The sequence below is a fragment of the Curtobacterium sp. NPDC088465 genome, assembly GCF_044753165.1.
Classification (GTDB): domain Bacteria; phylum Actinomycetota; class Actinomycetes; order Actinomycetales; family Microbacteriaceae; genus Curtobacterium.
This window is the reverse complement of record NZ_JBIVMR010000001.1, coordinates 844,441-857,396: the sequence shown is the minus strand read 5'-3', so window position 1 is coordinate 857,396 and position 12,956 is coordinate 844,441. Positions and strand designations below refer to the sequence as shown.

Sequence of the window (12,956 nt, the reverse complement as noted above, 5' to 3'; positions counted from 1 at the left end):
GAGCACCGGAGCACGAGGACCGCATGACGAGCCGCATCACCGAGGGGGCCGAGCCGAAGCACCAGCAGCTGCGGCGGATCCTGCTCGACCTCGCGACCGCCCGACTCGCGCCCGGCGCGGCGATCCCCTCGGAGCGGCAGCTCATCGCCGAGTACGGGGTGTCCCGGATCACGGTGCGCGAGGCCCTCGGACAGCTCGTCAACGAGGGCTACCTGGAGCGCGTGCGCGGCAAGGGCACCTTCGTGGCGCACCGTCCCGTGCAGTCGACACTGCACCTGGCGTCCTTCACCGAGGAGATGCGTGCGCTCGGCCACGTCCCGACGACCGTCGTGCTGGTGCGCGAGGAGCGGGTCCCGCCGGCCGACACCGCGGCCGCGCTGCGCCTCGACGAGGGCGACACGGCCCACCACCTGAAGCGCCTGCGGATGGCGGACGGCGCACCGGTGTCCGTCGACGACGCCTGGCTCTCGGCGACGGCGTACCCGGGCCTGCTCGACCAGGACCTGTCCGGGTCGGTGTACTCGCTCGCGGCGGACACGTACGGCGTGCCGATCGACCGGGCGCAGCAGACGGTGGCGGCGAAGCCCGCGGCCGACGACGTCGCGACGCTGCTCGGGACCAGGACCGGGGCGCCCCTGCTCGAGTTCGACCGGGTGTCGTACTCGGGGGACCGGCCCGTCGAGCACGCCCGGTCCTGGTACCGGTCCGACCGCTACCGGGTGCAGATGGAGGTCACCGCCCGACGGCCGGGGGCGTAGCGCGCGCTGCCACGCCCCCGCCCCCGCGGCCGGAGCCGAGTCTCGGCTCCGCGGACAGGTTTGCGTTCGTGCGCCCGCGAAGACGTCCGCTGGGCCGAGACTCGGCAGGGTTCCCCCGCGGTCAGACCGTGTAGAGCGTGGCGCCCTCGGGCACCGTGGTGCCGACCGAGCGCTGCTCGACCGAGTCCGGCGCACTGCCGAGCACCACGACCGGGCAGACCGGGGAGTAGCCGGCGGCCTCGATCACGCTCGGGGTGAACCGCACGACCGGGTCGCCGGCGTGCACGGTGTCACCCTCGGCCGCGAGCAGCTCGAAGCCCTCGCCCCGCAGCTTCACGGTGTCGATGCCGACGTGCACCAGGACGTCCGTCCCGGCGGAGCCCTGCAGGGCGAAGGCGTGCGGGTGGAGCTTGACGATCGTGCCGTCCACCGGGGCGACCGCGGTCACCGGACCCGCGACACCCGTCGGGTCGACGGCGACCCCCGCGCCGACCAGCTGCCCGGCGAACACCGGGTCGGGCACGTCGGCGAGTGCGACGACCGGGCCCGCGAACGGGGTCCGGACCGCGGTCACAGTTCGTCCTGGATGTCCTGCGCGAGGTTGTCCGCGATCGGACCGACGATGACCTGCCACCCGGTGCCGCCGCCGACGACGGCCTGCGCGCCCGCTGCCTGCAGGGCGGCCTTGTCCACGAGGTCGCCGTCCTCGACCTCGACGCGGAGGCGCGTGATGCAGCCCTCGACCTCGTCGATGTTGTCTGCGCCACCCAGTGCGGCGATGATGTCGGCTGCCTTGATGTCGGCCATCGTTTCCTCCTCGTTGCGGATTCCGTGCCGGGTTGACACGCATCTGGTCACCGGTTCAGACTACGGAACTGGTCATGACCGGACAGGACCGGACCCGGCGGTACCGCCGAGGCTACCCGGGGTCCTCGCATGACTCAACTCACCCCTGCGCCCAGCTCCACCCGATGACGAGAGGAACGCCGATGAGCACCGCTGCTGCAACGGACGTGCCGGACAAGAAGACCCCGAAGAAGCAGTCCAGGCTGTTCGCGAACGCCCAGCGCCTCGGTCGGAGCCTGCTCCTGCCGATCGCGGTCATGCCGGCCGCGGGCATCCTGCTCCGCCTGGGGCAGTCCGACATGCTCGGCGCCATCCCCGGCTTCGAGCAGGGAGCCTCGATCGTCGCTGCGGCCGGCAACGGCGTCTTCACCTGGCTGCCGCTGCTCTTCGCGGTGGGCATCGCCATCGGCTGGGCGAAGAAGTCGGACGGGACCACGGCGCTCGCCGCGGTCGTCGGCTACATGGTCATGTACGAGGTCTGGAAGGCCATGTCGCCGATCGTCCTCGCGGGGGTGAAGGACGCGAACGGCGAGCAGGCCACCATCAACTTCGGTGTCCTCGGCGGCATCGTGATGGGACTCGTCGCGGCCGTGCTCTGGCAGCGGTTCCACCGCACGAAGATGCCGGACTTCCTCGGCTTCTTCTCCGGTCGCCGTCTCGTCCCGATCCTGACGGCCGTCGCCGGTCTCGTCATCGCGGTGCTCATGTCGTTCGTGTACCGCTACTTCGACATCGCGCTGACCGCAGCGGGCCAGGCCGTCGCGGACAACGCGGTCATCGGTGGTGGCGTCTTCGGCTTCGTCAACCGCATGCTCATCCCGATCGGCCTGCACCAGCTGCTCAACTTCTTCCCGTGGTTCCAGCTCGGCAGCTTCACGGCGGACGGCGTGACCTACCACGGCGACATCGCGCGGTTCCTGGCCGGCGACCCGACCGCGGGCATCTTCCAGACCGGCTTCTTCCCGATCATGATGTTCGCGCTGCCCGCCGGTGCGCTCGCGATCTGGCGGAACGCCAAGCCGCAGAACCGCAAGGTCGTCGGCGGCATCATGATCTCGGCCGCACTCACGTCGTTCGTGACGGGCATCACCGAGCCGCTCGAGTACTCGTTCATGTTCGTGGCGTTCCCGCTCTACGTCATCCACGCGGTCCTCACCGGGACCTCGCTGGCGCTGGTCAACGCGCTCGGGATCCGGGACGGCTTCTCGTTCTCGGCCGGCGCGATCGACTACGTGCTGAACTTCGGCAAGGCCGACGGGGCGATCTGGCTCATCCCGATCGGCCTGGCGTACGCGGTCGTCTACTACTTCCTGTTCTCGTTCGTGATCAGGAAGTGGAACCTGCGGACACCGGGCCGCGAGGACGACACGATCGCCGAGAACACGATCGACGCGGCCACCAAGCCCTGATCGCTCGCTGATCCTGCTCCGGACGGGAGGCGCGGTACCGGCTGGCACCGCGCCTTCCGTCCGTCGGTCGGCTGATTTTGACAACCGTTATCAGCAAGCCGTACGCTCGCACCATGCAGAACCGTCGCCTCCTCGCCCTGCCGCTCGTCGCCGGCGCCGCAGCCCTCGCGCTGAGCGGCTGCGCCACGTCCTCCGCCTCCGGTGACGCCTCGGGTGACGGCACCGTCCGGATCGTCGCCTCGACGAACGTCTACGGCTCGATCGCGCAGGAGATCGGCGGCGACGACGTCGAGGTCACGAGCATCCTCGACGACCCGTCGCAGGACCCGCACTCGTTCGAGTCGAGCGCGAAGACGCAGCTCGCCGTGTCGAAGGCCGACCTGCTCATCGAGAACGGCGGCGGGTACGACGACTTCATGACCACCCTGGCGAAGGCCTCGAACACGAAGGCCGACACGATCAACGTCGTGGGGCTCTCCGGGCTCGACCAGGGCGGCGACGCGGAGTTCAACGAGCACGTGTTCTACGACTACCCGACGATGGTGAAGCTCGTGGCCGACCTCGAACAGCGTCTGACGAAGCTCGACTCCGCGCACGCCGACACCTTCGAGCGCAACGCGAAGACCCTCACCACGAAGCTCGACGACCTCGAGTCGCAGACCGCAGCGGCCAAGGAGGAGGTCGACGGCGAGAAGGTGTCGTACACCGAGCCCGTCCCCGGGTACCTCTTCGACGCGATGGGGCTCGACAACGTGACGCCCGAGGCCTTCGCCGAGGCCATCGAGGAGGGCGACGACGTCCCGCCGGCCGCGCTCAACGACACCCTCAAGCTGTTCACCGGCAAGCAGGTGCGGCTCCTCGCCGTGAACGAGCAGACCTCCAGCCCCGAGACCGAGCAGGTCCAGAAGGCCGCCGAGCAGGCGGACATCCCGGTCGTCGGTGTCACGGAGACGCTCCCGAAGGGGGAGGATTACGTCTCGTGGCAGCAGGCGAACATCGACGAGATCACGGGGGCGCTCGCGAAGTGACCGCGGTCCAGACCCCCTCGCGAACCGCTGCGGCCCCCGGCCGCGGCGGTTCCGCCGTGCTCGCCCTCCGTGACGCGGCGCTCTCGTACGGGTCGCGGACCCTCTGGTCGCACCTCGACCTCGACCTGGCGCCGGGCGAGTTCGTCGCCGTGCTCGGGCCGAACGGCGCCGGCAAGACCTCGCTCCTGCGCACCGTGCTCGGCCAGCAGCGCCTGACGGGCGGGACGATGTCGTTCCTCGGGCAGCCCGTCCGTCGCGGGCACCGGAGGATCGGGTACATCCCGCAGCAGCGCCTCATGGAGTCCGGCACGCCCCTGCGCGCACGGGACATGATCGCCCAGGGGGTGACCGGCTCCCGGTGGGGTGTCCTACCCGCCAGCCGGGCCGAGCGCGCTCGGGTCGACCGCATCCTCGACGAGGTCGGTGCGACCGCGTTCGCCGACGCCCCGGTGGCCGAGCTGTCCGGCGGTGAGCAGCAGCGCACCCGCGTCGGGCAGGCCATCGCCGCGGACCCCGCACTGCTCCTCTGCGACGAGCCGCTCATCTCGCTCGACCTCCGCCACCAGCGGGGCGTCACCGAGCTCATCGACCGGCAGCGTCGGCAGCAGGACTCTGCCGTGCTCTTCGTCACCCACGACGTCAACCCGATCCTCGACGTCGTCGACCGGGTCCTCTACATCGCCGGCGGGCGCTTCCGCATCGGCGCCCCCGACGAGGTCCTGCGTGCCGACGTGCTGAGCGACCTCTACGGCACCCCGGTCGACGTCGTCCGCACCATGGGACGGATCGTCATCGTCGGCGCGAACGAGGCCCACGACCAGACCGGGGCGCACCACCACTGCGATGCCGACCCGCACACCACCACCCCGGACGAAGGACGCATCTGATGGACGTGCTGTCGACCGTCTTCTCGTTCCAGGACTACGGCGAGCTCCTGGTCCTCGTCCAGAACTCGATCTGGGCCGGCGCCGTGCTCGGCATCGTCGGCGGGCTCATCGGCCCGTTCGTCGTCGCGCGGAACATGCCGTTCGCGGTGCACGGCATCTCGGAACTGTCCTTCGCCGGGGCCAGCGCCGCCCTGCTGTTCGGCGTCAACGTGGTCACCGGGTCGCTCGTCGGCTCCGTCGTCGCGGCGCTGCTCATCGGGCTGCTCGGCTCGCGGGCCCGCGACCGCAACTCGATCATCGCCGTGCTCATGCCGTTCGGTCTCGGGCTCGGCATCCTCTGCCTCGCGCTGTACAAGGGCCGGGCGGCGAACAAGTTCGGGCTGCTGACCGGGCAGATCGTCTCGGTCGACAACCCGCAGCTGACCTCGCTGGTCGTCGTCTCCGCGATCGTCGTCGTGACGCTCCTGGTGATCTGGCGCCCGCTGATGTTCTCGTCGGTCGATCCCGATGTCGCGGCCGCTGCCGGGGTGCCCGTGCGGACCCTCGCGATCGTGTTCATGCTCGCGCTCGGGCTCGCGACCGCGGTGTCGGTGCAGATCGTCGGCGCGCTGCTGGTGCTCTCGCTGCTCGTCACCCCCGCTGCCGCCGCGCTCCGCCTGACCTCGCACCCCGTGGTCGTCCCGGTGCTCTCGACGGTGTTCGCGGTCGTGTCGGTCGTCGGTGGCATCCTGCTCGCACTCGGCGGCGGACTGCCGATCAGCCCCTACGTCACGACGATCTCGTTCGTGATCTGGGTCGTCTGCCGGATCGTCGGCAGCCGCAGGGACAGACGCGGACGCGACCGCATCGCGGACCGTGAGCAGACCGACGGAGGCGTGCCGCGCCTCCCGACCGGGACCGACGCGTCGACCGACGCGACCCGCAGGGAAGGAGTCACCGCGTGAACGCCGTGCAGAAGCCGAAGCGGAACACCTGGCAGCGGGAGGCCGTGCGCAGCGCGCTCTCCGGCACCGAGGGGTTCGTCAGTGCGCAGGCACTCCACCAGCACCTCCGGGACGGTGGTTCCACGATCGGGCTGGCGACCGTGTACCGGGCGCTCGCCGACCTGGCGACCGAGGGCGACGCCGACTCGCTGCAGCAGGACGGCGAGTCGCTGTACCGCGCGTGCACGACCGACGCGCACCACCACCACCTGATCTGCCGGAACTGCGGCCGCACGGTCGAGATCGAGGCGGACCCGGTCGAACGGTGGGCGCAGGAGGTCGCGGCGGCGAACGGGTTCACGAACGCCAGCCACGTCGTCGACATCTTCGGCGAGTGCGCGGTCTGCACCGCGGCGCGCACCGGCGAGTAACCTCCCGCGCATGCACGTCATCCTGGTGCCCGGGTTCTGGCTCGACGCGAGCGCCTGGGACGAGGTGGCGCCCGTGCTGCAGGAGGCCGGGCACTCCGTCCAGGCGATCACGCGGACGGGCGACACGCTCGACGAGCAGGTCGCCGGGATCGTGGCGGTCCTCGACGCCGTGGCCACGCCGGACGAGCCCGTCGCGCTCGCCGGGCACTCGGGTGCGGGTCCGATGGTGCTCATGGCCGCCGATCGACGACCGTCGCTCGTGGCGCACCTGCTCTACGTCGACACGTTCCCCGGGCCGGACGGCGCCGTCGTCAACGACGAACTGCCCGTGGTCGACGGGGTCGTACCGCTGCCGTCGTGGGACGTCTGGGAGCCCACGACCGTGCGTGACGTGACGCCCGCGGTGCGGGAGGACCTCGAGCGCCGGGCGGTCCCGGAGCCCGCGGCCGTGGCGTCCGACCCCTTCCACTACACCGACCCCGCGCGGCACGCGATCCCGGCGACGGTGGTGTCGTGCGAGGTCCCGGCGACGGACCTCGCGGCGATGGTGGCGGAGCACCATGCGCGGACGACGGAGCTCGTCGCCGTCGAGGACCTGACGATCGTGGGGCTCGAGACCGGGCACTGGCCGATGGTCACGGCTCCGCGGGAGCTCGGCGCGCTGCTGGTGCAGGCGCTGGCGCCGCGGCCGACCGCGGGACCGTAGGCCGCGGGCGCGTCCGGGCTCGTCCGGGCGCGTCCGGGCCTCCTGGCCGTCCTCGTCGCACGACTTGCCGCGCGCATCCGTCCTGGTCGCACGACATGCCGTCTACCGAGCCGCCCGACGGCACGTCATGCGACCGGGAGTGCCGAGACAGGCCGGACCGGAACCGGCGTGACGGGGCCGAGCCGCGCCTCCAGGCCGGTACCGGTGCGACCCGGACGGGAGGCCCGGCTTGCGACACGCGCGGCCGTCCCGTAACGTTGACCCCTGGTCCGCCGCGTCCGCGTGGCAGACCCAGTTGTTCCAAGCCCTCCGACCGTCGCGTACGCCGCGGTCGCGCGGTGTCTGCGGGTCCTTCGACAGGGTCAGCGGGCCTGGGCGGCGCGCACAACCCCCTCGCTGCGGTCACCTCACGGTGACGAGCGCGTGCGTGCCAGGCAAGTGACCTTGGGAGCGGCCGTCCGGTCGCTCGGTACCTCAGGAGGAAACCATGGCAGCAGTGTGCCAGGTGACCGGAGCCACCCCCGGCTTCGGACACAACATCTCGCACTCGCACCGCCGGACGAAGCGTCGCTTCGACCCGAACGTGCAGAAGAAGACGTACTACGTGCCCTCGCTTCGTCGTAACGTCACGCTCACGCTCAGCGCTAAGGGCATCAAGGTGATCGACGCACGCGGCATCGAGTCCGTCGTCAAGGATCTCCTCGCCCGTGGGGAGAAGATCTGATGGCCAAGAAGGGTCAGGACGTCCGTCCGATCATCAAGCTCCGCTCCACCGCGGGGACCGGGTTCACCTACGTGACCAAGAAGAACCGTCGCAACAACCCGGACCGCCTCGTGCTCAAGAAGTACGACCCGGTGATCCGCAAGCACGTCGACTTCCGTGAGGAGCGCTAAGCATGGCGAAGAAGAGCAAGATCGCGAAGAACAACCAGCGCGCCGAGGTCATCGCGCGCTACGCCGAGCGTCGTCTCGAGCTGAAGAAGGCCCTCGTGGACCCGAACGGCACCGACGAGTCGCGTGAGGCCGCCCGCGTCGGCCTGCAGAAGCTCCCGCGCGACGCGTCGCCGGTCCGCTACCGCAACCGCGACGCCATCGACGGTCGCCCCCGTGGCCACCTCGGTGAGTACGGCATCAGCCGTGTCCGCTTCCGCGACATGGCCCACCGTGGCGAGCTGCCGGGCATCACGAAGAGCTCCTGGTAAGCACCAGCACCACCGAACGCCCCGTCCCTGCAGAGGGACGGGGCGTTCGTCGTTCCCGGCCTGTGCGGGGTACACGGTCGCCACATCCGTCACTCGGACCCCTCCAGACCCTCCACAACCCCGGAAATCCGGGCGAGTCGGTCGTCCGGACCCCGCTCGGCTGGTAGGTTCGCTGACGGTTCCGCCGGGCGTGCTCGTCCGCGGGGCCACCACGTCCAGGGCACCCCGCTCCGGGCGGGCGGGCGTCCCGGACGTCCCACCGACACTGCAAGAAGTCCGAGGAGGACATCCATGGCTGACAAGTCACTGAACCGCACCGAGCTCGTCGCTGCCGTCGCGCAGGAGTCCGGCCAGAGCCAGGCCACCGTCAACGGCGTCGTCGACGCGCTGTTCAGCGTCGTCTCGTCGTCGGTCGCCGACGGCACCAAGGTCACGATCCCGGGCTGGATCGCCTTCGAGAAGACCCACCGCGCCGCGCGCACCGGCCGCAACCCGCAGACGGGTGACGCCATCGAGATCGCCGCGAGCGACTCGGTCAAGGTCAGCGCCGGCTCGAAGCTCAAGGCTGCCGTCAAGTAGGACCGCTCAGCACCACCGGGAAGGGACGGCTCCGGCCGTCCCTTCCGTCGTTCCCGGGCGGCTCCCGTGTCCGCGGTGCCCCGGCCTGTCCTGCACGGCCTGGAGGCGCGGCGCACCGCCCACAGGTCGACCCACCCGGCGTGCCGTGGTAGGTCGGGCACCGCCTAGGCTTGTCGGGTGGACCGGATCGCACGCATCGCCGGCCCCGCCGTGCTGCTGCTCGTCGGGTTCGTCTCCCTCCTCGTCGCCCTCGTGATCGGCGGCGGGGCGGATCGCGCACTCATCGCCGACCCGGGCGCGGTCGTGCGCTTCGGGCTGCCGATCGCTCGGCTCGTCGTCGACCTGTCCGCGGCAGCGACCATCGGCGGGCTCGCGCTCACCGTCGTCGGACTCTCCCGCACCCGCCCCGAGTGGAACCGCGCGATCGACGTCGCCGCCGGTGCCGCCGGGGTCTGGACCGTCGCCGCCGCCGCCACGACCTTCTTCACGTTCCTGTCCGTCGCCGGGTCGGCCCTCAGCCTCGACGAGCAGTTCGGCCAGTCGATGGGGGTCTTCCTCACCGGCACCGACCTCGGCACCGCGTGGCTGGTCTCCGTGCTCATCGCCGCCGCCGTGACGGTGCTCTGCTTCGCCGTCCGCGGGCGGGGCATGGTCGCGCTCACCGCCGGCGTCGCGATGGTCGGGCTCGTGCCGCTCGCGCAGCAGGGGCACGCCGCGGGCACCGCGAGCCACGACTCGGCGGTGACCGCGCTCGGGCTGCACCTGGTCGGCGCAGCCCTGTGGGTCGGTGGCCTGCTGCTCGTCGTGCTCCTGCGGAACGTGCTGCCCGGTGACCGGTTGCCGCTCGTCGTCGCGCGGTACTCGAGCATCGCGCTCGGCTGCTTCGTGCTCGTCGCCGTGTCCGGCACGGCGTCGGCGATCATCCGCATCGGCGCCCCGGCGAACCTGGCCAGCCCGTACGGCGTGCTCGTGCTCGTGAAGACCGCCGCGCTCGTCGGCATCGGCGTGCTCGGCGCGGTGCAACGTCGTCGTGCGATCCGGTCGCTCACCGACGCCCCGGAGCGCCGCGGTGCGTTCTGGACCCTCGTGCTCGTCGAACTCGCCGTGATGGGCATCGCGAGCGGGTTCGCCGCAGCGCTCGGACGGACCGCGACACCGGCCGGCGAGGTCGCCCTCAGCAAGACGACGAACCCGACCCCGGCCGAGCTGCTGACCGACGACCCGCTCCCCGCGGCGCCGGGGTCGTGGGGTTGGCTCACCGCCTGGAACATCGACCTGTTCTGGCTGCTGGCCGCCGTGCTCGCCGCTGCCGCGTACACCGCCGGCGTGGTCCGACTGCGGCGTCGTGGTGTCTCCTGGCCGGTGCGCCGCTCCGTCGCCGCCGCGATCGCGGTCGTCACGCTGGTCCTGGCGACGTCGGGATCGCTGCACACCTACGACCGCTTCCTGGTGTCCGCCAACGTCGGCGCGCACGTGCTGCTCGGCCTGGTCGTCCCCGCACTCCTCTGGGCGGCCGCTCCCGTGCAGCTCATCCGGTCCGCCGTGCACCCGCGCGACGACGGCTCGACGGGCGTCCGCGAGTGGACGGGCCTGCTCGTCGACAACGGCGTGGTGCGGTACCTGGCGCAGCCGTTCCCGTCCTTCGTGCTCCTGGCCGCGGTCTGGTGGGGGCTCTACGCCACCCAGGTCCTGCGCTGGTCGGTGAGCGACCCGTCCGGCCGCACCCTGGTCGACGTCGGGCTGCTGCTCGTCGGGCTGTCCGCCGTGCCAACGCTCCTCACCCCGGTGGCCGCTGGTGCCCGGGCGGCGAGCACCGGCGCGGCGCTCGTGCGGATCGCGGGCGCGGTCGTCGTGGCGGCGGGCACCGTCTCGCTCGGCATCGCGATGCAGGGGCCCCTCGGCCTGCTCCAGGCGTCGTGGTTCGGCGCGATGGGCCGCGAGTGGGGACCGACCCCGATCGACGACCAGGCCCGGGCCGGAGTCGTGCTCGTCGTCGCGGGGATCGCGCTGCTCGTGACGGTCGTCGTCGTCACGGTGCTCCGACTGCGCGGCGACCGATCCGCGCCCGACCGTGCGCCCGCCACCGGGTCGGCGAGCACGGCACCGGACCCGGCACCGGCGTCCGGGACGGCCGAGCGGTGAGCGTCGAGCTCAGCGCCGAACAGCGGGCGGTGTTCGAGTACATCGAGCACACCCGCGACCACGTCTTCATCACCGGACGCGCGGGCACGGGCAAGTCGACGCTCCTCAACCACCTGTCGTGGAACACCGAGAAGCAGGTCGTCATCTGTGCTCCGACCGGCGTCGCCGCGCTCAACGTCGGCGGGCAGACGATCCACTCGCTGTTCCGGCTGCCGATCGGGCTCATCGCCGACGCCGAGCTCCGTCAGGGGCCGGAGACCCGGAAGCTCCTCAACACGATCGACACCCTCGTCATCGACGAGGTCTCGATGGTGAACGCCGACCTGCTCGACGCGATGGACCGGTCGCTCCGCAAGGCCCGCGGACGGCAGTTCGAGGCGTTCGGCGGCGTGCAGGTCGTCATGTTCGGCGACCCGTACCAGCTGCCGCCGGTCCCGGGCGACGGCGACGAGCGGGCGTACTTCACGGACCACTACCGGTCGATGTGGTTCTTCGACGCGAAGGTCTGGCTCGAGGCCGACCTGCACATCGTCGAGCTCGCGACCGTGCACCGGCAGCGTGACGACGCCTTCGCTGCGATGCTCACCGCGGTGCGGCACGGTCGCGTCACGGCCGACATCGCCGGACAGCTCAACACGGCCGGAGCCCGGCCGGCGCCCGACGACGCCATCACCCTGGCGACCCGGAACGACACGGTCGCGCGGATCAACAAGGCGGCCCTCGACCGGCTGCCGGGCACGGTGAAGACCGCCAGGGCCGACGTCAACGGCGACTTCGGCGGGCGGAACTTCCCGGCGGACGAGGCGCTCGAGCTGAAGCCCGGCGCGCACGTCATGTTCCTCCGCAACGACCCCGACCAGCGCTGGGTGAACGGCACGCTCGGCGTCGTGACCACCATCCGGGACACCGTGTGGGTCGACGTCGACGGGGAGTCCTTCGAGGTCCAGCCGTCCGTGTGGGAGAAGTTCAAGTACTCCTACGACCCGGACAAGAAGGAACTGAAGAAGGACACCGTGGGGGAGTTCCAGCAGTTCCCCCTGCGCCTGGCCTGGGCCGTGACGATCCACAAGTCCCAGGGCTCGACGTACGACCGCGCGGTGGTCGACCTCGGCAACCGGGTCTTCAGCGCCGGGCAGACGTACGTGGCGCTGTCGCGGCTGACGTCGCTCGAGGGGCTCTACCTGACCCGTCCGCTGCGGCCGCAGGACATCATCGTGGACCTCGACGTCCGACGCTTCATGTCGGAGGCGCCGCGGGTCGTGGCGACCGAGCTCGAGGCAGCGCCCGGCCCCGACGGCGACTGACGCACCGGCCCCTCCCTCCCCCCCCCCGGTGTCGGATGCCCGCCGATCGGGCCAGATCCGTCACGGTCGTCACCCGCCGATCGGGCCGGATCCGTCACGGTCGGCGGGAGTCGTCGACGAGTCCTGCCCGCTCGGCGGACGACCCTGGCGTGTCCTGCCCACTCGGTGGAGCACCCGTGGTGGGTCCTGCCCGCTCGACGAGCCCGGCCGAGCCCCGACGACGACGACGCCCCGCCCACCAGCCGGTGGACGGGGCGTCGAGGACGTACGACGGACGCGTCAGGCGCGCTGAGCCGCCCGGATCGCACGGACGTTCTCGCGGTCCGCACCGAAGGCGGTGAGGAGCAGGACGACGCCGATGATCGCGTGGAACAGGTTGTCCGCGAAGGTCAGCGCGAAGACGTTCGCCGAGGTGCCACCGAGCGCGAAGCCGTACACCGCCATGACGACGAGCACGACGCCGACCAGACGGTTGCCGTTCCGCGCACCGATGGTGGTGCCGAGGCTCGTGATGAGCAGCACGACGGCGAGCAGGATCCAGAGCAGGCACATCGCCGGGTTGACGCCGAAGGCATTCCAGAGCATCCCGCCCTCGCGGCTGAAGAAGCCCGGGTCGCCGTCGGCGGCGAAGAAGAAGCCGAGGAAGCCCCAGAGCGCCAGGAGCGATCCCACCGTCAGGGCGAGGCCCCGGTTCGGCGACGCCGTGATGCTGGGTTCCTTGATGGCCACTTCGGTCTCCTC

At 71.4% G+C, this 12,956-nt stretch carries 16 protein-coding genes; 13 read left to right on the top strand and 3 right to left on the bottom strand.

All coding sequences use genetic code 11. The features are described from left to right. Positions 1–23 precede the first annotated feature (23 nt). Positions 24–758 (top strand): GntR family transcriptional regulator, encoded by a 735-nt coding sequence (locus tag ACIP6W_RS03860; protein ID WP_066651794.1) that lies wholly within the window; start codon positions 24–26, stop codon positions 756–758. A 121-nt stretch (positions 759–879) separates the two neighbouring features. Here ACIP6W_RS03860 and ACIP6W_RS03855 read toward each other — a convergent pair whose 3' ends face one another. Further along, positions 880–1,332 (bottom strand): PTS glucose transporter subunit IIA, encoded by a 453-nt coding sequence (locus tag ACIP6W_RS03855; RefSeq protein WP_066651796.1) that lies wholly within the window; start codon positions 1,330–1,332, stop codon positions 880–882. After that, entirely contained in the window at positions 1,329–1,586 is a 258-nt protein-coding gene (locus ACIP6W_RS03850) for a PTS transporter subunit EIIB (protein WP_268746776.1), read from the bottom strand. Before ACIP6W_RS03850 ends, ACIP6W_RS03855 begins: the two co-directional genes overlap by 4 nt. A gap of 161 nt (positions 1,587–1,747) precedes the next feature. Between ACIP6W_RS03850 and ACIP6W_RS03845 the strand changes: the two genes are divergently transcribed. From ACIP6W_RS03845 to ACIP6W_RS03790, 12 genes are all read left to right on the top strand, one after another. Then, the gene (locus tag ACIP6W_RS03845; protein WP_400428368.1) at positions 1,748–3,013 is read left to right on the top strand and encodes a PTS transporter subunit EIIC; all 1,266 of its coding nucleotides are present in this window, start codon (positions 1,748–1,750) and stop codon (positions 3,011–3,013) included. Between the two features lie 113 nt (positions 3,014–3,126). Beyond that, positions 3,127–4,041: a metal ABC transporter solute-binding protein, Zn/Mn family gene (locus ACIP6W_RS03840; protein WP_400428367.1), complete on the top strand. Its 915-nt coding sequence runs from the start codon at positions 3,127–3,129 to the stop codon at positions 4,039–4,041. A gap of 56 nt (positions 4,042–4,097) precedes the next feature. Next, positions 4,098–4,928: a metal ABC transporter ATP-binding protein gene (locus ACIP6W_RS03835; RefSeq protein ID WP_400428365.1), complete on the top strand. Its 831-nt coding sequence runs from the start codon at positions 4,098–4,100 to the stop codon at positions 4,926–4,928. Then, on the top strand, positions 4,928–5,872 hold the full coding sequence (locus ACIP6W_RS03830) for a metal ABC transporter permease (RefSeq protein WP_066651805.1): 945 nt from the start codon (positions 4,928–4,930) through the stop codon (positions 5,870–5,872). The genes ACIP6W_RS03835 and ACIP6W_RS03830 overlap by 1 nt, the downstream gene beginning before the upstream one ends. Continuing rightward, positions 5,869–6,282, top strand: coding sequence for a Fur family transcriptional regulator (locus tag ACIP6W_RS03825; protein ID WP_081984565.1), 414 nt, complete (start codon positions 5,869–5,871; stop codon positions 6,280–6,282). The genes ACIP6W_RS03830 and ACIP6W_RS03825 overlap by 4 nt, the downstream gene beginning before the upstream one ends. A gap of 10 nt (positions 6,283–6,292) precedes the next feature. Beyond that, a complete protein-coding gene (locus ACIP6W_RS03820) occupies positions 6,293–6,988 on the top strand; it encodes an alpha/beta fold hydrolase (protein ID WP_400428363.1) in 696 nt (231 codons plus the stop codon). Positions 6,989–7,475: 487 nt separating this feature from the next. Continuing rightward, a complete protein-coding gene (gene rpmB, locus ACIP6W_RS03815) occupies positions 7,476–7,712 on the top strand; it encodes a 50S ribosomal protein L28 (RefSeq protein WP_022903747.1) in 237 nt (78 codons plus the stop codon). Further along, a complete protein-coding gene (gene rpmG, locus ACIP6W_RS03810) occupies positions 7,712–7,882 on the top strand; it encodes a 50S ribosomal protein L33 (protein ID WP_022908193.1) in 171 nt (56 codons plus the stop codon). The genes rpmB and rpmG overlap by 1 nt, the downstream gene beginning before the upstream one ends. 2 nt (positions 7,883–7,884) lie before the next feature. Then, positions 7,885–8,190: a 30S ribosomal protein S14 gene (rpsN, locus tag ACIP6W_RS03805; RefSeq protein ID WP_022903745.1), complete on the top strand. Its 306-nt coding sequence runs from the start codon at positions 7,885–7,887 to the stop codon at positions 8,188–8,190. A gap of 291 nt (positions 8,191–8,481) precedes the next feature. Next, the gene (locus tag ACIP6W_RS03800) at positions 8,482–8,769 is read left to right on the top strand and encodes an HU family DNA-binding protein (protein ID WP_058727660.1); all 288 of its coding nucleotides are present in this window, start codon (positions 8,482–8,484) and stop codon (positions 8,767–8,769) included. Positions 8,770–8,946: 177 nt separating this feature from the next. Then, positions 8,947–10,911 carry a cytochrome c oxidase assembly protein gene (locus ACIP6W_RS03795; RefSeq protein WP_400428361.1) on the top strand — a complete coding sequence of 655 codons (1,965 nt, stop codon included), beginning with the start codon at positions 8,947–8,949 and terminating at the stop codon, positions 10,909–10,911. After that, positions 10,908–12,215, top strand: coding sequence for an ATP-dependent RecD-like DNA helicase (locus ACIP6W_RS03790; RefSeq protein ID WP_400428359.1), 1,308 nt, complete (start codon positions 10,908–10,910; stop codon positions 12,213–12,215). Before ACIP6W_RS03795 ends, ACIP6W_RS03790 begins: the two co-directional genes overlap by 4 nt. A gap of 279 nt (positions 12,216–12,494) precedes the next feature. On the opposite strand, the gene ACIP6W_RS03785 is transcribed toward ACIP6W_RS03790, so the two are convergent. Then, entirely contained in the window at positions 12,495–12,944 is a 450-nt protein-coding gene (locus ACIP6W_RS03785; RefSeq protein ID WP_158407721.1) for a DUF4383 domain-containing protein, read from the bottom strand. Positions 12,945–12,956 lie beyond the last annotated feature (12 nt).

Coding starts and splice junctions, on each gene's coding strand:
- rpmG (WP_022908193.1), top strand. CDS start 7,712: ATGGCCAAGAAGGGTCAGGACGTCCGTCCGATCATCAAGCTCCGCTCC.
- rpmB (WP_022903747.1), top strand. CDS start 7,476: ATGGCAGCAGTGTGCCAGGTGACCGGAGCCACCCCCGGCTTCGGACAC.
- ACIP6W_RS03800 (WP_058727660.1), top strand. CDS start 8,482: ATGGCTGACAAGTCACTGAACCGCACCGAGCTCGTCGCTGCCGTCGCG.
- rpsN (WP_022903745.1), top strand. CDS start 7,885: ATGGCGAAGAAGAGCAAGATCGCGAAGAACAACCAGCGCGCCGAGGTC.
- ACIP6W_RS03830 (WP_066651805.1), top strand. CDS start 4,928: ATGGACGTGCTGTCGACCGTCTTCTCGTTCCAGGACTACGGCGAGCTC.
- ACIP6W_RS03840 (WP_400428367.1), top strand. CDS start 3,127: ATGCAGAACCGTCGCCTCCTCGCCCTGCCGCTCGTCGCCGGCGCCGCA.
- ACIP6W_RS03860 (WP_066651794.1), top strand. CDS start 24: ATGACGAGCCGCATCACCGAGGGGGCCGAGCCGAAGCACCAGCAGCTG.
- ACIP6W_RS03845 (WP_400428368.1), top strand. CDS start 1,748: ATGAGCACCGCTGCTGCAACGGACGTGCCGGACAAGAAGACCCCGAAG.
- ACIP6W_RS03820 (WP_400428363.1), top strand. CDS start 6,293: ATGCACGTCATCCTGGTGCCCGGGTTCTGGCTCGACGCGAGCGCCTGG.